14 protein-coding genes and 2 pseudogenes are annotated in these 20,526 nt (G+C 37.7%); 1 reads left to right on the top strand and 15 read right to left on the bottom strand.

Annotation, left to right across the window (positions count from 1 at the left end; genetic code table 11):
• Nucleotides 1-4: 4 nt before the first annotated feature.
• The 4 genes and pseudogenes from JCM15092_RS00910 to rimP all read right to left on the bottom strand — a co-directional run bounded on the left by JCM15092_RS00910 (nucleotide 5) and on the right by rimP (nucleotide 5,422).
• Entirely contained in the window at nucleotides 5-487 is a 483-nt protein-coding gene (locus JCM15092_RS00910) for a CvpA family protein (protein WP_034541387.1), read from the bottom strand.
• 82 nt (nucleotides 488-569) lie between these two features.
• Nucleotides 570-3,655 (bottom strand): annotated as a pseudogene (gene infB, locus JCM15092_RS14520) (translation initiation factor IF-2).
• A 40-nt stretch (nucleotides 3,656-3,695) separates the two neighbouring features.
• Nucleotides 3,696-4,952, bottom strand: coding sequence for a transcription termination factor NusA (gene nusA / locus JCM15092_RS00900; RefSeq protein ID WP_024993007.1), 1,257 nt, complete (start codon nucleotides 4,950-4,952; stop codon nucleotides 3,696-3,698).
• A 2-nt stretch (nucleotides 4,953-4,954) separates the two neighbouring features.
• A complete protein-coding gene (gene rimP / locus JCM15092_RS00895) occupies nucleotides 4,955-5,422 on the bottom strand; it encodes a ribosome assembly cofactor RimP (RefSeq protein WP_024993006.1) in 468 nt (155 codons plus the stop codon).
• A gap of 138 nt (nucleotides 5,423-5,560) precedes the next feature.
• Between rimP and JCM15092_RS00890 the strand changes: the two genes are divergently transcribed.
• Nucleotides 5,561-5,980 carry a hypothetical protein gene (locus tag JCM15092_RS00890; RefSeq protein ID WP_024993005.1) on the top strand — a complete coding sequence of 140 codons (420 nt, stop codon included), beginning with the start codon at nucleotides 5,561-5,563 and terminating at the stop codon, nucleotides 5,978-5,980.
• A 189-nt stretch (nucleotides 5,981-6,169) separates the two neighbouring features.
• On the opposite strand, the gene JCM15092_RS00885 is transcribed toward JCM15092_RS00890, so the two are convergent.
• The 11 genes and pseudogenes from JCM15092_RS00885 to JCM15092_RS00835 form a co-directional block, all read right to left on the bottom strand.
• The gene (locus JCM15092_RS00885; protein WP_024993004.1) at nucleotides 6,170-7,480 is read right to left on the bottom strand and encodes an acetylxylan esterase; all 1,311 of its coding nucleotides are present in this window, start codon (nucleotides 7,478-7,480) and stop codon (nucleotides 6,170-6,172) included.
• Between the two features lie 76 nt (nucleotides 7,481-7,556).
• Complete coding sequence (locus tag JCM15092_RS00880; RefSeq protein WP_024993003.1) at nucleotides 7,557-8,267, bottom strand: M48 family metallopeptidase; 711 nt, start codon at nucleotides 8,265-8,267, stop codon at nucleotides 7,557-7,559.
• A gap of 220 nt (nucleotides 8,268-8,487) precedes the next feature.
• Nucleotides 8,488-8,961, bottom strand: coding sequence for a PG0215 family putative anti-sigma factor (locus JCM15092_RS00875; protein ID WP_024993002.1), 474 nt, complete (start codon nucleotides 8,959-8,961; stop codon nucleotides 8,488-8,490).
• On the bottom strand, nucleotides 8,951-9,460 hold the full coding sequence (locus JCM15092_RS00870) for a GFO_1088 family ECF-type sigma factor (RefSeq protein WP_024993001.1): 510 nt from the start codon (nucleotides 9,458-9,460) through the stop codon (nucleotides 8,951-8,953). The genes JCM15092_RS00875 and JCM15092_RS00870 overlap by 11 nt, the downstream gene beginning before the upstream one ends.
• A gap of 63 nt (nucleotides 9,461-9,523) precedes the next feature.
• Nucleotides 9,524-10,297 (bottom strand): acetylglutamate kinase, encoded by a 774-nt coding sequence (argB, locus tag JCM15092_RS00865; RefSeq protein WP_024993000.1) that lies wholly within the window; start codon nucleotides 10,295-10,297, stop codon nucleotides 9,524-9,526.
• Between the two features lie 4 nt (nucleotides 10,298-10,301).
• Nucleotides 10,302-12,194 carry a biosynthetic arginine decarboxylase gene (gene speA, locus JCM15092_RS00860; RefSeq protein ID WP_024992999.1) on the bottom strand — a complete coding sequence of 631 codons (1,893 nt, stop codon included), beginning with the start codon at nucleotides 12,192-12,194 and terminating at the stop codon, nucleotides 10,302-10,304.
• A gap of 38 nt (nucleotides 12,195-12,232) precedes the next feature.
• Nucleotides 12,233-12,763: a shikimate kinase gene (locus JCM15092_RS00855; protein ID WP_024992998.1), complete on the bottom strand. Its 531-nt coding sequence runs from the start codon at nucleotides 12,761-12,763 to the stop codon at nucleotides 12,233-12,235.
• Nucleotides 12,760-15,104: pseudogene (gene topA, locus JCM15092_RS14515) on the bottom strand (type I DNA topoisomerase). Before topA ends, JCM15092_RS00855 begins: the two are co-directional and overlap by 4 nt.
• Before the next feature lie 117 nt (nucleotides 15,105-15,221).
• Entirely contained in the window at nucleotides 15,222-16,850 is a 1,629-nt protein-coding gene (locus JCM15092_RS14510) for a TonB-dependent receptor (protein WP_148296579.1), read from the bottom strand.
• A 27-nt stretch (nucleotides 16,851-16,877) separates the two neighbouring features.
• Nucleotides 16,878-19,766 (bottom strand): tetratricopeptide repeat protein, encoded by a 2,889-nt coding sequence (locus JCM15092_RS14505; protein ID WP_034541383.1) that lies wholly within the window; start codon nucleotides 19,764-19,766, stop codon nucleotides 16,878-16,880.
• Nucleotides 19,767-19,768: 2 nt separating this feature from the next.
• Entirely contained in the window at nucleotides 19,769-20,296 is a 528-nt protein-coding gene (locus JCM15092_RS00835; RefSeq protein WP_024992997.1) for an NUDIX hydrolase, read from the bottom strand.
• Nucleotides 20,297-20,526 lie beyond the last annotated feature (230 nt).

The raw sequence follows: 20,526 nt of genomic DNA, 5'->3' as shown, positions 1-20,526 counted from the left end.
TGAATCATTTAGTTAATAAGTTTTTGGCAGCAGGGAAAAAGATACCTGCAAATTTCTCCATAGGATAATATAACGTAGAGTCCTCTCTTTTTGTTTTACTTATTATATAACCTTTTGGATCAATATATTCTATTACATTAATCACCACTCCTATAATAAGCATATACTTCAGAGCACCAAGGCCGCAACCTAACCATCTGTTAAGCCATCCTACATTTATTGAGTCAAGAGCTTTTGTCAGTATATTTGCTGCTAATGAAAGAGCTGTCGGAACAGCTATCCATATAATTATAAAAGCTAAAATCTGTGCTACTGTTGCGGAGGAACCGAGTTTAGGAGCCAGCCATTCAGCTACCATCCCATAAAGCACTCTTGCAAAGAGAAGTCCTGCAATAAGGCCGACTATTAAAACAACCTGCTTTACAAATCCACTCATCCAACCTTTGACTATCCCTACAATAATAATACCTAGTATAATAAAGTCCATCACCAAATATATAAATATTAAATAAAAAATGCCAATGTGCCATAAAAGCACATTGGCACTATCTCTATTTTATAAATTCAAATTATAAAGTCTGCTTAACCTCGATCTCTTCGTAAGTTTCGATAATATCGCCAACCTTAATGTCATTGCAGTTAGTAAGGCTTATACCGCACTCGAAGTTAACACCTACCTCCTTAACATCATCCTTGAATCTCTTCAATGCATTGATATTACCAGAGAAGACAACAATACCCTCACGGATAATACGAGCTTTATCCGATCTCTTAACCTTACCAGACTTAACAATAGCACCGGCAACAATACCAACCTTGGTAATGTTGAACACCTCGCGTACCTCGATATTTGAAGTAACCTCTTCCTTAACCTTAGGAGCAAGCATACCTTCCATTGCAGATTTAACCTCTTCAATAGCATCGTAGATAACTGAGTATTTACGTATATCAACACCATCCTGCTCTGCAAGTCTTGCAGCAGCACTAGAAGGACGTACCTGGAATCCGATCATAATTGCGTTAGATGCAGCAGCAAGAGTAACATCCGATTCTGAAATCTGACCAACACCCTTGTGTATAACATTAACCTGAACCTGCTCTGTAGATAGTTTGATAAGTGAGTCACTCAATGCCTCAACAGAACCGTCCACGTCACCCTTAACGATAATATTAAGTTCATGGAAGTCACCGATAGCAAGACGACGTCCTACTTCATCAAGAGTAAGCATCTTCTGAGTACGAAGTCCCTGCTCACGCTGTAACTGTTCACGCTTATTAGCGATATCACGAGCTTCCTGTTCAGTCTCGATAACATGGAATGTATCACCTGCAGCAGGAGCACCATTTAGACCTAGTATAAGTACAGGCTCTGAAGGTCCGGCTACTTTAATACGTTGGTTACGTTCGTTGAACATAGCCTTAACCTTACCATAAGATGTACCGGCAAGAACGATATCTCCCATATTAAGAGTACCGTTTGCTACAAGTACAGTAGCAACATATCCACGTCCCTTATCAAGAGTAGACTCTATGATAGAACCTGCTGCTTTACGGTTAGGGTTAGCCTTAAGGTCAAGCATTTCTGCTTCAAGAAGTACTTTCTCAAGAAGTTCATGTACTCCAAGACCCTGTTTAGCTGAAATATCTTGTGACTGATATTTACCTCCCCATTCCTCAACAAGATAGTTCATAGAGGCAAGTTCCTCTTTAATCTTGTCCGGATTAGCATGAGGTTTATCAATCTTATTGATAGCAAATACTATAGGAACACCGGCAGCCATAGCATGGTTGATAGCTCCTTAGTCTGTGGCATGACATTGTCATCGGCAGCAACAATGATAATCGCAATATCTGTAACCTTTGCACCACGAGCACGCATAGCGGTAAACGCCTCATGACCCGGAGTATCAAGGAATGTGATACGGCGTCCATCCTCAAGCTTAACATTGTATGCACCGATATGCTGTGTGATACCTCCGGCCTCACCGGCGATAACATTAGCCTTACGGATATAGTCAAGCAAAGAAGTCTTACCATGGTCAACATGTCCCATTACAGTAACGATTGGAGCGCGTGGAAGTAAGTCTTCCTCAGCATCTTCCTCTTCTGTAACAGCCTGAGCAACCTCAGCACTTACATATTCAGTCTTGAATCCGAACTCTTCAGCCACAAGGTTGATAGTCTCTGCATCAAGGCGTTGGTTAATAGAGACCATGATGCCGATACTCATACATGTTCCAATAATTCTAGTAACCGGAACATCCATCATGCTAGCCAACTCGTTGGCAGTAACAAACTCGGTAAGTTTCAATACCTTGCTCTCTTCCTGTTCGAGCTCCTCCTGTTCCATCTGACGGTTCATCACGTTTTCACGTTTCTCCTTACGATATTTAGAGGTTTTGCTCTTAGTCTTATTTGTAAGACGGGCAAGAGTCTCTTTAACCTGCTTAGCAACATCTTCATCACTAACCTCAGCTTTAACTACCGGTTTCTTAAAACGGTTATTAAACTTTCCACCTTGGTTATTCTGATTTCTGTTATTGTTATTGTTATTGTTGTTGTTGCTATTATTGTTATTATTCTTATTGTTATTATTCTTATTGTTATTATTCTTATTGTTATTGTTATTATTATTGTGTGGTCTGTTATTATTTTGACCACCATTAGCATTGCTTGCAGAATTTATGTCTACACGCTCTTTATTAATTCTAGTGCGTTTTTTCTTTTTGTTTGCATCATCATCAGAGCTGTTAGGCTTATTTCCTTTATCATCCTTACGAATCTCCTTGATAATTGCATCTTTAATCTGCTTGCGCTGTTCAATACGTTGCTTATCTTTCTCTTCCCTCTCCTTCTTCTTCTCTTCTTTGGATTTCTTCTTTGGACGAGTAGACTGGTTCAAGGCAGCCAAGTCGATTTGACCAACAACATTAATCTTAGATTTAAATTCAGTAGGGCGGATTTTAAATACTTCTTCCGTATTTTTCTCTTCTTGCGTCTCTTGAGGCTTATTTTCCATTTCTATAACCTGGGATTTCTTTTCTTCAGTATTGGTAGTTAATACATTATTATCTTGTGTATTGGTCTCTGCTACTGTCTTATGTAACGACTTATCATCAACAATCTCTGTTGACTCTTCCTTCTTATCGAAACTCTCTTGAACAATCTCTTTAGCAACAGGTTGCTCCTGAGGTTTCTCAAGTTTCTCTTCTTCATACGCAACCGGTTCAGGTTTTGACACTTCTGGTTCTTTAGTTCCCAAAACTTCTTCTTTTATCTCTTCTTTTTTAGCACTATGGCGCTTATTGAGACTATCCAAATCTATTTTACCAACCTGCTTGAACTTTGGACGTGCATCCTCTGGGACAACAGTCATAACAGTCTCTTCAGGCTTAGCTTTTGGCTTGTCAAAATCCTCAATAGAGATAGAAGCCTTATTACGATCTTTATTCTGACGTTCCTGAATAAATTTCTCGGATTCTATTTTCAAGTCCTTATCGCTGCTAAACTCTTTTACGAGTTCAGCATACTGTTCTTCGGTAATTTTAGCATTAGGGCTAGATTCTATCTCATAGCCTTTCTTCTGCAAAAATTCAACTACCGTTGTTATTCCTACGTTTAAATCTCTTGTTACTTTGTTCAGTCTAATCGTCATACTCGATTTAATTATTTATACCGAGCTCAATTAGTGAAGATTACTCTTCAAATTCAGCTCTTAAAATTCTCAACACTTCATCAACTGTGCTTTCTTCAAGGTCAGCCTTTTCAATAAGCATCTCTCTTGGAGCATTAAGTACAGCTTTAGCTGTATCTAGTCCAATTGATTTTATTGAATTGATAACCCACTCATCAATTTCATCCTTAAACTCCTCCAGATAGATATCCTCACCCATGCTTTCATCATCAATTTCACGATATACGTCAATAGTATATTCGGTCAACATGCTGGCTAGTTTAATATTCATACCACCTTTACCAATAGCCAAAGAGACCTCTTCAGGCTTAAGATAAACTTCAGCTTTCTTATCTTCTTCGTGAAGAACTATAGAAGAAACTTTTGCAGGGCTAAGGGCACGTTGTATAAAGAGTTGTATATTTGAAGTATAGTTAATAACATCTATATTTTCATTGCGTAACTCACGTACTATTCCATGAATACGAGATCCCTTCACACCAACACAAGCACCAACAGGATCAATTCTGTCATCATATGATTCAACAGCTATCTTAGCTCTTTCACCTGGAATACGAGCAATCTTCTTAATGGTAATAAGTCCGTCATTAATTTCAGGTACTTCCATTTCAAAAAGTCTCTCCAAGAATACCGGAGAAGTTCTGCTCAAGATAATCTTAGGATTGTTATTCTTATTGTCTACTCTTGCTACTACAGCACGTACAGTCTCACCTTTGCGATAGAAATCGCTTGGTATCTGTTCTGTCTTAGGAAGAAGCAGCTCATTACCCTCGTCATCAAGGAGCAACATCTCTTTTTTCCAGATTTGATAAACCTCAGCATTTACTACAGTACCTACTCTATCAATATATTTATTATATAAGCTGTCTTTTTCAAGTTCAAGAATCTTAGAGGCCAATGTCTGTCTCAAGTTCAAAATTGCTCTACGACCGAAATTTGCGAAGATAACTTCATCTGTAACCTCTTCACCAACCTCGTATGATGTATCTATCTTACGTGCTTCTGTCAAAGATATCTGCATATTAGAATTTGTGAGATCCTCATCAGCGACAACCTCTCTATTACGCCATATCTCGAAATCTCCCTTGTCAGGGTTTACAATGACATCATAATTTTCATCAGTGCCGAACATTTTCGCTATAACACTACGGAAAGACTCTTCTAGTACGCTAACCATAGTTGTTCTATCAATATTCTTCAGATCTTTAAATTCCGAAAATGTATCGATCAAACTGACTGTTTCTTCTTTCTTGGCCATAATTATTTAAAACTAATTAAGTATTTGGTATATTTTATTTCGTCATATCCAAAGTGAAGGTCTTCATCCATCATTTTAGGACGTTTCTCTCCTTCAAGTTTAACTTTCTTTTTTATAGTAATGGTAAATCCATTCTCATCGGCAACTTTAAGAACACCTTCTAATTTCTTGCCATCTTTTGTCATTACCTCAACTTCCTTATCAAGATGAATCAGATATTGCTCTAAAACCTTAAATGGTTGTCCTATTCCAGCTGAGCCAACTTCTAATTCATAATCCTCCTGCTCACGATCCAATTTAGATTCAATAAAACGGCTCAGATCTACACAGTCATCAATCCAAACGCCTTCTGCATGATCAATTTCAACAATAATCTTATCGCCAGAGCTTACATTCACATCCACAAGAAAGTAATCTTTACCTTCCAGCCATTCGTCAACAATCCGACTTACAACTTTCTTATCTATCATTTATTAAATATTAAGAACAAAAAAAGGGCTTATTCAAGCCCCACCATTCATCCATTTCGGCGCAAAGATACAAATTATATACAAGAGCCACAAAATATTCTCATAAAAATTGTAAGTTTGTAATAAACATATGGATATATGAGAAAGAGCAATTTAAATAACAACAAACAATTCATGTTTATCAATGGCGCACTCGCTATAGGAGTAATCGCCGTGATTTTTATTTTCCTCTATCTCTCCTTCAGTTTAAAAAGAGATGGAGACAAAAAAGAGAGTTATTACGGTTCATACAGCATTGAGATCGCAGGTGACTTTGCAAATGACAGTTTGGCTATTTACATTAATGACAGTTTATTACTAAACCGCATTATGCCTGACACTGTTATCCAATTAGAAGTTAAACGCTTTAGCGACGAAAATGTTCTTATGGTTGTCGATAAAAAAAGTGATAACACATCTCCTTTCAATTTAAAGAAAGAGGGAAGTAAGATAGAAATTAAGAAGAAAGAGGGCATTGTACTCATTATGGAGAGCGAGATGCCAAACTCAAAAGAATAAACTCCAATCTATGATATGACCAGAATGCTATATAATTCTTCTGGCTTATAAGCAGAAATTCCATAGAACAATTATAGCAACTCCCATCAGCTAAACAACTTATTGTGCTATAAATTAATCAAGAAATAAAGAGAGTCCGAGTAACAATTAATGTTACTCGGACTCTCTTTATTATTGCACCAACAGGTTCTATTTTAAGTGGTTCTTTATCCACAACATATGACCATATTCCGTATCATCAGAGGTCCAATGCTCATTTATTGGAGTAATAAGAGCCTCCTTTGGACAACTCATCAGGTTGTATACTATATAGCTTGTTGTAGGTGGGCAAACATCATCGTTATAACCCCATGTTATGTAAGTAGGACAGGTTATCTCTCTTGCAAAGTTCACGACATCGTAATAAGACATTGTATTTATCTTCTCGGGAGTATCCATATCCTTTGAATTACGGAAAAAGTGAGGATAACCTCCGGCTCTTCCCGCTTTATATCCGGCCATATCACTTAATGCAGGGTGATTTGCAACACAAGCAGTGACACGTTTATCCAGTCCAGCTGTAATAAGTGACAATGCACCACCTTGGCTTCCGCCCTGTACTACGACATTCTTTCCATCCCATTCAGGAAGAGATGTAAGGAAATCTATAGATTTCGTGCAGGCTAGATAAACACGTTTCATATAATAGTTATTCTTGTTGTCAAGACCATTTGTAAGATATCCGTTCTCTGACCCATTGAACGCAGAACTTATCTCATTGAACTCTTCATTAGACATCTGCGGATTAAGTCCATGTATCTCAAATTCAAAGCGTATAAAGTCATTTTCGGTATAATATTTATGACGTAAAGGTTCTTTAATTGTCTTTATACCAGCCCCAGGAGGGCATAACACTACAGGGAAATTTCCCTTTTTCTTAGGATAGAAGAGATATCCATATATACTCTGATTACGGCTGTTAAGTTGAAGTTTTACCAAATAACAATCAATCTTATCAGTTGAATACTCTTTACAAAACTCCTTAGTATATTTAAGTGGAAACTTTGAAGAGATTTCCAACTGCTCATTCCAAAATTGTTTGAAGTCTTTAGGAAGCTTTGTATAAGGTGTAAGTTTCTCGGGAGAGAAGCCTACTTTTACATGATGCTTGTAAGTTTTCCCATTTATAGTAGCAGTTAGTCGGCAATCACGAAAACCTGGGCTCTTCATAGTACCGATATTAACTACTCCCTTTCCATTTTTCAACGTAATTGACCCTGTTTCGTCTGCAGGCATCATATCTCCACCCAACTCATAGTTAACTTTCACACCATCTTGTGGTATTCCATATTTTAAAAACTGCACTTCAACAGAAGCCTTTTCTCCTGTCTTATAAAGCCAATTTGAATGATTTGGGACTGTAAACCACAACACATCACTGCGATACGGATAGTTCTCCGAGAACACCGTTAGCGCACACGAAAAGAAAAAAAGAAGTAATAAAGTAAATTTGTTTTTCATATATCTGTTTTTTAATTAGGTTGCTAATAATAATTCTAAGCTATTCAAAAAAGAGATTCAATGGACCTTTATATATTTAGAAATACAATTTTGTACTATATGCCCTCAGCTCTTTCCTTAAGGATTGAGCTCTTCCATCTGTTACAGAGTCAAGTAGTTCCCAAAATTGTGGTCCATGATTCATCTCTTTTGTATGCGATAGTTCATGAAGAAGTACATACTCCATGAGATGTGATGGCAACAACATAAGATAGCATGAAAGATTAATGCTTTTTGCAGCTGAACAGCTACCCCAGCGAGAACGGCTGCCTGTTATCTTTATCTTATTATAATGAAGTCCACTAATATAGGAGAGTTCATTCAACAGAGGTGGCAGATACTCTGCCGCACGTCTTTTCAGAGCCCTGATAATTGCATTAGTCAAAAGATTCTGGTTCTTCTTCTCAGCATAGTCCAAAGTCGAAGGGCACATTATAACTGTCTTCTCCTCAACATGTTTAAGAGTAAAACAGTGATAGTTTCCCTCTATGACAGATAACTTAAAGCATGGAGCATCAATATTAAAACCGGGAGCTATAGGCGCCTTTTTCACAAGGCTCCATTTCTCAAGAAGAGACTGTCGGAACTTCTCAACTACCTCCATCACCTTTGTTAATGTGGTATAAGGAGGCGTAGTTACATAAAGTCCATCGCTCTTTGTGCGCATAGTAATATTGCGAGCAAGCCTATGTGTCCTTACAATAATCTTATCAAAATCTTTATCAACTATTACTCTTTTTGTTGCCATTTCCTCACGAAGATATTAAGCTTTTACGTTTCTAACAATGCTTTTTGCCTGTTTTATTTTATTTATATCATTAATTTGCGAATAAAATATAAAAAAGGATTGCAAACGACTTGCAATCCTTTAATATTTAGTGAATTAAAATTTGAGAGAATTGAAAGCTTCACAGCCTCCAAAAAGTTTTAAAAAGCATTATATTATATTCGCAAATGAAAAATTCTATTTAATTATTTTCAACCTGACTACCATCTTGATCCTTTACAATATTATTTATTGAATCAACAGGTAGCTTAGAATCATAAGCAACTTGTGGGTCACTATTGTTTCCCTGATACTGATCATAAACATAAATAAGACCACCATTATTGTCAACAGACTTCTTCATAACCACTCCAACTGTTAAGATTATAGCAATCATCGCAGCAGCCTTGAAAAGCGGAGCAAAACGTCTGTATATTGTAAGTTTCTGTGCTTTAACAACAGGTTTCTCAATAAGTCCAAGCATTTTCTTATCAAACTCTTCGCCCAATAATATGCTCTTTTGCTCCTTCTGATAAACAAACAATGGTTTATATTGAATTAAGTTGGATGGAACATCCTCCTGATGGAAGAATGCCCTAAGAATCTGTTCCTCCTCAATGGTGGTCTCGCAGTCCCAATAACGTTCCAAAAGCTGTTCAATATACTTATAGTCCATAATTTTGAATTTCAAGATATTTTTGTTTTATTTTCTGTCTACCCCTGAAAAGATTTACTTTAACCTGTTCTTCGGTAATATCTAAAATTTCAGCAATCTCCTTATAATTCTTACCCTCAATGTCCCTCAACTGTATTACCGAGCGTTGTTTCTCTGGAAGAAGGTTCATAAGTTGATGAATAATTACAACTTGTTCATCATGTTCCATTAGCTCATGAGGGTCATGAGAGTCAGATATTTCGGTGGCATCATCGTTAAGTTGGATATTTTTTGATTCCAACTTCTGGCTTCTGTCAATAGCAAGATTTCTTGCAACAGTGAGACAATAGGCCTCAATAGAATCAAACTTTTCCCACTCATCCTTGCGATGCCATACTCTGATCATAGTATCCTGCACAATATCTTCCGCTTCGGCGCTATCAAGCGTTATTCTAAGAGCCAACCTATAAAGTTTGTTCTTAAGCGGCAATATATCATTACGGAAATTGATCTTTTCCATCGCTCTCTATAATAATGACGGGTAAGTTGAACGAAAGTTACACCTTACCCGTCATTTTTTTAATTATTTTTTTATCAAAGTACCTTTTTCTCCCTTAATATCAGATGCACAGGTAATTATAACCTGTTCAACGCCTTTATCAATTGCAGAAAAAGCGTTCTCAAGTTTAGGAATCATACCACCTGTTATCACCTTCTGATCAATAAAATCATTAAAATCACTCTTAGTGATTACTGGGATTACACTGTCATCATCATTTTCATCACGTAGTACTCCCCTCTTTTCAAAGCAGTATACTAATGTAACATCAAAGAGCTGGGCAAGTGCTTTTGCAGTCTCACCGGCAATGGTATCAGCATTTGTATTTAGCATGTTTCCATTACCATCATGAGTCAGTGGTGCCATTACAGGAACTACATCAGCATGAATAAGTCGTCCAAGTGCTTCTGCATCTACTCTATCCACATCTCCCACAAAACCGTAATCTACATCTTTTACGGGGCGTTTAACAGAGTGCATCACATTCATATCAGCTCCGGTAAGTCCAATAGCATTAATGCCACGTTTTTGCAACTGAGCAACTATATTCTTGTTCACCAAGCCACCATATACCATGGTTACCACTTTCAGTGTCTCAAGATCTGTCACTCTTCTGCCATTTACCATCTTACTCTCTATACCAAGTTGAGCACACATTTTTGTCGCAGAACGACCTCCGCCATGAACAAGCACTTTATATCCTTGGATCTTGGCAAAATCATCAAGAAGAGCAGAGAGTGAATCTGTCTCTTCAACAATCTTGCCTCCTACCTTTATAACAGTAACGTTCTCTTTCATTATATCATTCTAGATAAGTATATCCATAAAGTCCTGAGCGATAGTTAGAGAGGAATTCTTTACCCTCTTCTACAGATATCTTACCCTCTTTCACTGATTTTGTCACCCATGTTTCAAGAGTTCTTACCAACTTCTTAGGACTATATTGTACATAATCCAATACCTCGGCAACTGTTTCACCATCGATAACCTGATCTATGGAGTAACTCTTATCGTCAACACTTACGTGCACAGCATTTGTATCACCGAAAAGGTTGTGCATATCACCAAGAATCTCCTGATAAGCTCCTACAAGGAATACACCGATATAATACGAGTCCTTACCTTTTAATGAGTGTACCGGAAGGTCGTGTGACACATTCCTTGGAGATACGAAATTTGAGATCTTTCCATCTGAGTCGCATGTAATATCCTGAAGAGTAGCGCTTCTGTCAGGTTTCTCATCAAGTCTCTGTATAGGCATTATAGGGAATATCTGGTCAATAGCCCATGAGTCTGGAAGAGATTGAAACAAAGAGAAGTTACAGAAATATTTATCTGCCAATAGCTTTCCTAACTTCCTGAACTCATCAGGAGCATGTTTCAGACCTGATGCAATCTGGTTAATCTCTCTTGTAACCGACCAATATAGTCTCTCTATCTGAGCTCTTGTCTTGAGGTCAACGATACCATGACTAAATAGGTCGAGTGCCTCCTCACGTATCTGTTGTGCATCGTGCCAAGCCTCAATCATACGACTCTGATTCAGGTTATCCCATATAGAGTATAATTCATGAACAAGTTCATGATCGGTATCGCTAACTTCGAATTCTTCGTCCATCTCAGGAAGACTTGCAGTCTCGAGCACCTCGAAAATCAATACAGAATGGTGAGCGGTAAGTGAGCGTCCGCTTTCTGTAATGATATTTGGGTGTGGTATATTATTCTTATCGCTTACATCTACCAGAGTAGATATAGAGTCGTTAACATACTCCTGTATTGAGTAGTTCACACTACTTTCACTGCTTGATGAGCGTGTTCCGTCATAATCAACGCCAAGTCCACCGCCTATATCGACAAATTCAACATTGAAGCCCATGCTATATAGTTGAACATAGAATTGTGATGCCTCACGAAGAGCAGTTTTAATTCTTCTGATTTTTGTAACCTGACTTCCGATATGGAAATGAATAAGTTTAAGGCAATTCTTCATATCCTTCTTCTCAAGGAAATCAAGAGCCTCAAGCAGTTCACTGGAAGTAAGACCGAACTTACTTGCGTCGCCACCGCTCTCTTCCCATTTTCCACTTCCTGAAGATGCCAGTTTAATACGTATACCTATATTAGGAGAAACATTCAACTGCTTTGCCATCTTTGCAATAAGGCGCAACTCATTTAGTTTCTCAACTACAAGGAATATACGCTTACCCATCTTTTGAGCAAGAAGGGCTAGTTCAATATAGCTTTCATCCTTGTATCCGTTGCAGATAATAAGAGAATCAGAATCTGTATTAACAGCTATTACAGCATGAAGTTCCGGTTTTGACCCAGCTTCAAGTCCAAGGTTGAATTTTTTTCCGTGACTGATAATCTCTTCAACTACAGGGCGCATCTGGTTCACCTTAATAGGATAGATAATAAAGTTCTGTGCTTTATAACCATATTCTTGAGATGCCTGGCTGAAGCAGTTAGCTATCTTCTCAATACGATTATCAATAATATCCGGGAAGCGGATAAGCATTGGAGCAGACACATCCCTTATCTGTAATTCGTCCACTAATTCTTTCAAATCGACAGCAACACCTTTCTTCCTTGGTGTAACTACGACATGACCTTTGTCATTGATGCCGAAATATGAAGTACCCCAACCTGTAATGTTGTAGAGCTCTTCAGAATCTTCAATTCGCCATTTTCTCATTTCTTTATTTTTGCAAGATGTTTATATTATTATAATAGCTATATATAATTTAATTCTTTCTCAAGTTTCTGAACAGAACTATCAATCTCTTTTATACTCTCAAGTTCATCCGCTATGAAGTTATGTTTAGCCTTTGTATAAAAAGGTAATCTCTTTTCGAGTCCCTGTTTGATTATCAAGAGAAGCTCATTATCACTTTTCCCTTTTAGGAGTGGACGTTGGTGTCGGGCAACAGAGAGACGGTTAAAAAGCACATCTAGAGAAACGTCCAGAAAAACAGTCTCTCCTACGGAGTTCATATAATCCATATTATCAAAGAAGCAAGGAGTACCTCCCCCGGTAGAGATGATAACATCTTCAAATTCAGAAACTTCATGAAGCATATTCTTTTCAATTTCTCTAAATCCCTCTTCACCATGATCAGCAAATATCTGCTGTATGGTTTTATGATACCTCTCCTCAATATACCAATCAAGATCAATGAATGTAAGACCGCTTTTTTTTGATAAAGCTTTTCCCAAAGTAGTCTTACCAGCACCCATATATCCTATTAGGAATACCCTTTTCATTCTTTCTTCTTCGTTGTTTTTCTAACTTTCTTTGCTGTACTCTTCTCCTTAGGTGTGTTTACTATTGTCATACACTCTTCAAGAGTGAGAGCTTCAGGCTTTTGTGATGAAGGTATTTTAAAATTCTTCTTTTTGTATGAAATGTAAGGTCCGAAGCGTCCATTAAGGATCTGAAGTTCAGGTTCCTCATCAAAAGACTTAATCATCTTCTTTGCTTCTGCCTCTTTCTTTGCATTAATAAGTTCAACAGCCTCATCCAAATTGATCTCCATAGGAGAAATATCCTTAGGTATAGATGTAAAACTGTTATCATAGCGTATATATGGACCGAATCTACTTTCTCCTACGGTTACAATCTTACCGTCATACTCACCTAGATCTCTAGGTAGTTTGAATGCTTCGAGAGCCTCCTCTAGACTTATGCTTTCCATTGAGCAACCTTTGGTTATCTGCGCAAACTTAGGTTTCTCTTCGTCATCAGCAGTACCGATCTGAATTACAGGTCCGAAACGTCCTATCTTAACAAATACAGCTTACCTGATTTTGGATCATTGCCAAGAAGTCTTTCACCAACCTTATGTTCACTTTTCTTATTCATGGTCTCATTCACCAATGGATGGAACTCTTTGTAGAAGTCACCCATCAGTCCGTTCCATGCCTTTTCTCCATCAGCAACCTCATCAAACTCTTTCTCAACCTTTGCTGTGAAATTATAGTCCATAATGCCTGGGAAGAACTCCATAAGGAAGTCATTAACAACTATTCCAACATCTGTAGGTAACAGTTTTGACTTCTCACTGCCGGTAATTTCACTCTTTGTTGCAGCACTGATTTTAGAGCCTTTCAATGTGAGTATATCATATTCTCTTTTCACACCCTCTCTATTTGACTTCTCCACATATCCTCTCTGTTGGACTGTAGATATAGTAGGTGCGTAAGTAGAAGGACGTCCAATACCTAATTCTTCGAGTTTCCTTACAAGACTACCTTCGGTATATCTTGGAGGAGCCTGAGTAAAGCGTTCTGTAGCAACAATGCTCTTTCTCTTCACCTCATCACCTTTAACAAGTGGAGGGAGCAACTTACTACTATCATCTTCTTGATTATCGTCGTCATAGCTTTCTGCATAAACCTTAAGGAAACCATCAAACTTGATAACCTCACCTGTTGCTACAAACTTTCTGTCGTCATTGCTTATAGAGATATTTGCAGTAGTCTTTTCAAGTTCAGCATCAGCCATCTGAGATGCGATGGTGCGTTTCCATATAAGTTCATACAACTTCTTCTCCTGTGGAGTACCCTCAATGTCAACATTTGACATATATGTAGGTCGTATAGCCTCATGAGCCTCCTGAGCTCCCTTACTCTTTGTTGAATAGTGGCGGTTTTTAACATATTTCTCACCCATGAGAGATATAATCTCATCGCGAGAAGTGTTAAGAGCCAAACTTGACAAGTTAACAGAGTCAGTACGCATATATGTTATCAATCCGTTCTCATAAAGTTTCTGAGCAATCATCATTGTTCTTGCTACAGGAAGTCCCAATTTACGGGCAGCTTCTTGCTGTAATGTTGAAGTTGTAAATGGTGGAGCCGGTGATTTCTTTAACGGACGTGTAGTTATATCTTCAATTCTGAAGGTAGAATCTACACATTTTTGAAGGAATGCTTCAGCTTCCTCTTTAGTCTTCAGTCTTGAAGAGAGTTCAGCTTTAACATCACTTATACTACCATCTTTATCTTTCACCTCGAATATGGCAACTACTCTATATGAAGATTCGCAGACAAAAGCATTTGCTTCTCTCTCACGCTCAACAATAAGACGCACAGCTACCGACTGCACACGTCCGGCTGATAAAGCAGGTTTCACCTTTCTCCAGAGAACCGGAGATAGTTCAAAGCCCACTATTCTGTCGAGTACGCGTCGCGCCTGTTGTGCATTTACAAGGTTGAAATCTATATCTCTAGGATTTTCTATAGCCTTAAGAATAGCACTCTTCGTAATTTCATGGAATACAATTCGCTTGGTCTTTTTCGGATCGAGCTTAAGTACATCAAACAGATGCCATGATATAGCTTCTCCCTCGCGGTCCTCATCGGATGCGAGCCAAACCATATCTGCATTTTTCGCTGCACTTTTCAACTCCTTGACTAGAGCTTTCTTATCATCAGGGATTTCATATGTAGGTTCAAATCCATTTTCCACATCTATACTGAATTCCTTCTTCTTCAGATCACGTATATGTCCGTAACTGGAAAGAACTTTATAGTCAGCGCCTAAGAATTTCTCTATAGTTTTAGCTTTAGCCGGAGACTCAACAATAACAAGATTTTTATGCATAATGCTATCTATTCCAATTTATTTGGTGGCAAAAGTAGGAAAAAAGCAAAAACATATCTATATAATAAGGTATGTTTCTGCTTTTTTTATAAAAAACGTTTTTTTCTAATCAATCTGTTAGAATTTAAAAGAGAGCCCTCCTATAAAATTAAACTTCTCAGTAGGGTAACAATCTTCTCTGTAATTCTTTGAGTTAAGTATATTGTTCAGCTTAGCATAGACTGATATATTATCGAAAATTTCATATTCTGCTCCAATATATAAGTTGTTTAAATTATCATATTTGTAGCGATAGTCACCAATGATATCTTTATTATCTATTCGCTTAACATACGAGAAACCACCATTGAGGTATAGGTTTTGAATAACTCTATATCTTAGGTCAATATCAAGAGTAAGTTCTGGTTTAGATGCAAGGAAAAGATCTTCATTGGCAGCTTTACTGTTCCATTTGTATATCACTGCTTTTGTATTTATATCGAATAGATCCTTAAAACTATATCTGAACTCACCACCTCCATAAACACAATTTGCTTTATCTTGATAAAACTGAGTATAAGAAGGTTCTGAGCTTACAATATACGAAAGCTCATTCTTGTTTATTCTATATCCTGCAAACAGATGCAACCACATCTCGTCCATGGGTGAAGCTTTAAATCCTATCTTACCGTCAAAAGGGACAGAGGTTGAAAGATACTGCCTGTTCATTATGAAGTAAGGAGATAAAGAGCTAAGACGATAAAAATCATTCAGTATTACACCACCATCTACTTTTGCATATAGCTGATATCTGTCGTCAATTGAATACTGGACAAGCAGGTCGGGAGCAAACTCCACACCCTTCTCTAATGCTGTCTGATAGTCGGCATGTGCACCTATACGTATGTTCCAATCATCGCCTTTCAAGCTGTAGTATGGATTAGTCCTGAGAGCGCTATATCCATCAAGGGTTCTAGAGGAGTATGAGAGATTATCCATCTCAAAGTTGATTCCAACATTGCTTTCATCATTCAACTTACCCCACACATTACCATTTATGTAGAAGTCACCCTGCGAACCTTGTTTAAAGTCACCAAGAGCAAACTTCTGAGCAAAACTCCTATATCCCATTTTTACATAGAAATTTATAGGAGTATTATCTTGCAATGAACTTAATGACGCGTTTACATCAGCAATTGTATTATGCTGTTTATCAAAACCTCCGTGATTAATATAGTTGAATACTTGTGATTTAAACTTCCCTTGTACTGTAAATAGATAATTTTTGAAATAGTGAGAATAATCTGCATTGATATGTGAGGTGAAGAAACGACCGTTCCAATCGTGGCTATTCCAATCTTTCAGTTTTCCCTTCATTCCGTCCAGTCCGGTTTCAAATGACAATCTATCTTCCGAAGTCAAGTCTACAACATACTTTGCAAAGATATCTGTATTCCCATAGTTTCCATATCCAGCCCGTAGATATCCATTCTTTTGCCCCCTCTTTAGAGGTTCTGAAATTTGAAAATCTACAGTTTTGTCAGAGAAAGAGGTTAAGGGAGTGGCATTTGTGGAATATCTGATATCGTTCTTCGGAGCTTTGAAATCCTCAATTTTAGGAAGAACATTTATCTTCGAAGCATCCATAATCTCGGGATTATAGTTATTCTCTACTATCACTGTCCTGTTCATTGTAGTGTCTTTCTGTGAATAGGAAGTCAACGAAACAGAGATTAGTGATAAAAACAGTAATATATTCTTTTTCATAACAGTTACTTTTTCTTTTATTATACTCTACAACTTACTTAAGCGACTCTCTATCATCGAATTTATCTCCTGATTCTCATTATAGTTCTGTTTAAGAGATAGCAGATACTGCTTCGCCTCAACATTACGTCCTGTCTGCATATAGATATCCGATAATAGCACGAATGAACGTGCCAACCAATATACATGTGGAGTACTCACTTCAATGTAGTTCAATAGTTCCTTCTCTGCTGCACTCTTGTTGCCTTGTTCGAAATAGATTTGAGCTAACTGAAACTTTGCCTCAGCTCCATATACGTTTCGTGTATCATTAGCAAGAAGCTTTAAGTCTGGTAACGCTTTATTTAACTCTCGACTCTGTATGTATGCCTTTGAACGATAATATCTTGCTTCATTGGAGAGTTCAGGAGATAGTTTTGCCGATGCCAAAAGTTTATCCGCTGCCATTATAATATCGCTACTACGATTTAGTTTGGCTGCACTTCTTAGCATACCTATCTGAGCCCTCTGCAGCTTATCAGCTGATGCAGTTTTGTTGATAAGATTAGAGTATAGAGTTAAAGATTTCTGATAATCACCTCCATCAAATGCCATAGTTGCGCTGAGCAGCATAGCATTTTCAGAGAATTTGTTTGAAGGGAACTGAAGAACTTTATCCAGTGATGAAAGAGCTTCCTTATAGTTCTTCTGATTAAAATCTATCAGTCCAACATAATAGTTGGCATCCAATGCAAAAGCTCCCTGTGGGAACGATTGTAGATAGTTTATAAAACTACGCCTTGCCTCATCGACTGCCCCTTTCATGTAAACCTTTTCTGCGGCTGCATAAGTCAGAGAGTCCCTCTCATTGGCGTTGAAGGCAACTCCATTGTTCAAGGTTGATGCAAAAGCTGCATATTCATCAACTTTGTTAAGATCAATATAGATTGATTTAAGGTCACGCTGTGCAAGCCCAGCCTCTTCACTTCCTGGATACTCCTTAATAACCTTTTTGTAAGCATCGATAGCCTGAGGATATTTATCATCCTGATAGTAAAGAAGTCCTATCTCACTAGCTGCTTTCCTAGCCATTGCACTTTGTGGAAATTTCTGAAGAAGGATATTATATCTCTCGATAGCTTTATTATTCTGTTCCATCTGTACAAAAGCTCTTCCCTGCTCATATATGGCATCATCAATATATTGAGATTGTGGATAGTCACTAAGAAGGGTATTAAGAGTAACTATCTTACCATTGTAATCTCTCTGAAGGCCTTTAACAAAAGCCTCCTGGTAGAGAGAGTAGTCGGCAAGAGAGCTATCTGCTGCTTTAGCTTTGGAGTAATTCGTTGCAGCAACAGCAAACTCGCGCGAGTAAAAATTACAATCGCCGATACGGTTATATGCATCAGCAAGCATAAGTGCATTATCCTTAGGAAGTGAAGCATATTTCTCAAACCATCCCTTAGCCTGTGAGTAATTTTTCTGTTTGAAGTAACAATATCCTAAGTTATAAAGAGCAAGTCTATATTCTTCCCCGGCTCTATCTTTTGCTGAGTTTATATATCTCTTATACTCCTCTGTAGCCTGATCATATCTCTCTAGCCTATATAGGGTCTCTCCTTTCCAGTAGGTTGCATTCAGACGAACACTCTCTGCATAGTTCCCTAAGGAGAGCGACTGATTGAAATATGACAATGCTTTTTCGAAATCAGAGTTGGCGAACTCTTGTGTACCCAAGCTAAAGAGTATCTTCTGTTTTGCTTCCATGATAGCTTTGCCAGGACTTTTAATCTTGTTAATAGATGCCAGAGCTGCTACATAGCTTTTTGTATTCATATAGACCTCAACTAGATAGTCGTTTACGCGATCAGAATACTCTGAATCCGGGAACTCATTAAGAAACCTCTCGAAGACAGTTACAGATTCTGCAAAAGGAGAATATGATGTCTCATGTATCAGCAGAGCGTAATTATAAAGAGCCTCCTCCTTAATTTTTGTGTTGAAGTTATAGTTGGCAGCCTGTTCAAACGACATCCTTGCCATATTTCTTTCTTTAAGTTGCAGATATGAGAGTCCCATATATAGGTATGAGCTCTGAGATATCTCGTCACTAGTGGTTGCCACCTTACTAAACATTGAGGCAGCCTGTGAATAGACACCGGTATTATAGAGAGAAACTCCTGCTTCATACAGAGCTGCTCTTTGTGGTTGCGAAGCAGATAAAATATATTTCTGTAATGCTGTTGCAGCCTCAACAAACGAATTCATACCATAGTATGATTCTCCCTCCACCCTGTAGTAATCAGACAGGAGCTTACTGTTAGGGTATTTCTCCTGCAACTCCTTAGATATTGAAAGAGAATTTTGATACCTCTTTTGCAGCAGATATATCTCAGATAGATAATATGATGAATTTTCACCTAATCTCTCATTATCTTTTAACGAAAGAAAAGCCTTCGCAGCATCATCATATCTCTTTTCAGAATAGTCAATATATGCAAGGTTGTATACTGCATCCATATAATGACTGCCACTGATGCTCTTTAGCATAGTGAACCACACCTTTGCCTTCTCTATATCATTCTCCTTAAGATAAGCAGTTGCCAGTGAATAGGCAGCCTCATCTCTCTCGTTGTCAGCGAGAGCATCAATATCACAAGAGTTAAAGATAGCAATAGCCTCTTTATATCTGCCCTCTTTAAAATATGCTGTAGCTATAAGCGATTCAACCCTGTTTCTATGTCTTGAATCGGGATATTTATCAAGGTAGTCATTAAACATAGCTATACTCCTTGATGGTACAAGTTGAAACTCTTTGCATGCTTTTTCATACTCTACCTCTCCTGACTCATCGACAGGTGTGAACTGTTGAGCTTTGGCATTAAAGCTATATCCTGAAAGAAGTACAGCTACAAATAATACTCTTTTATCCATTCCTAATTATGTTTATGAGTTTTTAAAAATATTTTTACCCCCTCACGTACTGAGGCCAGCCCGAACTCTTCGGGATTAATTTTGTCCAGCGGTATCCAGAAAGAGTCTGCAACATCATCCATAGCCTTTATCTCTTCTGTACTCTTTACTTTACAGAGAAAGAACATATCGAGTGTATGCACCAGAAATTCAGAATAGAGATATGTATTTGGTAATGAAAACTGATAGTGAGACTCATCAACAGTAAGTCCCGTCTCTTCAAATACCTCACGAGCAACTCCCTGCTCACCTGTTTCAAACATATCAATGAAACCTCCTGGCAGATCTAATGTTCCTTTCATCGGATTTTTAGCTCTGCGGCATACTAACAGGGAGTCATCCTCTTTAAGTATAAACGCTACTGTTGCAGCACTGGAGTTGAAGTAGTAGACAAAACCACAATCGGCACATTTTTTTGACTTCTCGTTATTTACGCCAAAATTTAGCGAGCCACATTTCGGACAATATTTAAATAATTCTAAGGGATGCATTTTATTCTAATTTAGACAAAAATAGTGAATCTAAATGAAACGGGCACTTGTAATCCGCTCTCATTAGCCAAAAATGGAGACAAAAAACCAAAAACAGGTCAATATAAAATATAATTAACACAATATTAAGGTTATATAAGTATTGACATACTCATTATAAAATGTTCAGTGATGTTGCTTTTTTTAAGCATAATGATAAATGTTATATCCATAAAGCTGAATTTAAAACA

It is taken from the genome of Phocaeicola paurosaccharolyticus JCM 15092 (assembly GCF_000613805.1).
In the GTDB taxonomy this organism is placed as follows: Bacteria; Bacteroidota; Bacteroidia; order Bacteroidales; family Bacteroidaceae; genus Phocaeicola; species Phocaeicola paurosaccharolyticus.
The sequence above is the reverse complement of the archived record's forward strand: the minus strand, read 5'-3'. Positions and strand labels throughout refer to the sequence as shown.

What these genes read in the sequence shown, in the direction of transcription:
- JCM15092_RS00880 (WP_024993003.1), bottom strand. Translation starts at nt 8,267, where the DNA reads ATGGCAACAAAAAGAGTAATAGTTGATAAAGATTTTGATAAGATTATT.
- rimP (WP_024993006.1), bottom strand. Translation starts at nt 5,422, where the DNA reads ATGATAGATAAGAAAGTTGTAAGTCGGATTGTTGACGAATGGCTGGAA.
- speA (WP_024992999.1), bottom strand. Translation starts at nt 12,194, where the DNA reads ATGAGAAAATGGCGAATTGAAGATTCTGAAGAGCTCTACAACATTACA.
- JCM15092_RS00885 (WP_024993004.1), bottom strand. Translation starts at nt 7,480, where the DNA reads ATGAAAAACAAATTTACTTTATTACTTCTTTTTTTCTTTTCGTGTGCG.
- JCM15092_RS14505 (WP_034541383.1), bottom strand. Translation starts at nt 19,766, where the DNA reads ATGGATAAAAGAGTATTATTTGTAGCTGTACTTCTTTCAGGATATAGC.
- argB (WP_024993000.1), bottom strand. Translation starts at nt 10,297, where the DNA reads ATGAAAGAGAACGTTACTGTTATAAAGGTAGGAGGCAAGATTGTTGAA.
- JCM15092_RS14510 (WP_148296579.1), bottom strand. Translation starts at nt 16,850, where the DNA reads ATGAAAAAGAATATATTACTGTTTTTATCACTAATCTCTGTTTCGTTG.
- JCM15092_RS00835 (WP_024992997.1), bottom strand. Translation starts at nt 20,296, where the DNA reads ATGCATCCCTTAGAATTATTTAAATATTGTCCGAAATGTGGCTCGCTA.
- JCM15092_RS00870 (WP_024993001.1), bottom strand. Translation starts at nt 9,460, where the DNA reads ATGGAAAAGATCAATTTCCGTAATGATATATTGCCGCTTAAGAACAAA.
- JCM15092_RS00890 (WP_024993005.1), top strand. Translation starts at nt 5,561, where the DNA reads ATGAGAAAGAGCAATTTAAATAACAACAAACAATTCATGTTTATCAAT.
- nusA (WP_024993007.1), bottom strand. Translation starts at nt 4,952, where the DNA reads ATGGCCAAGAAAGAAGAAACAGTCAGTTTGATCGATACATTTTCGGAA.
- JCM15092_RS00910 (WP_034541387.1), bottom strand. Translation starts at nt 487, where the DNA reads ATGGACTTTATTATACTAGGTATTATTATTGTAGGGATAGTCAAAGGT.
- JCM15092_RS00855 (WP_024992998.1), bottom strand. Translation starts at nt 12,763, where the DNA reads ATGAAAAGGGTATTCCTAATAGGATATATGGGTGCTGGTAAGACTACT.
- JCM15092_RS00875 (WP_024993002.1), bottom strand. Translation starts at nt 8,961, where the DNA reads ATGGACTATAAGTATATTGAACAGCTTTTGGAACGTTATTGGGACTGC.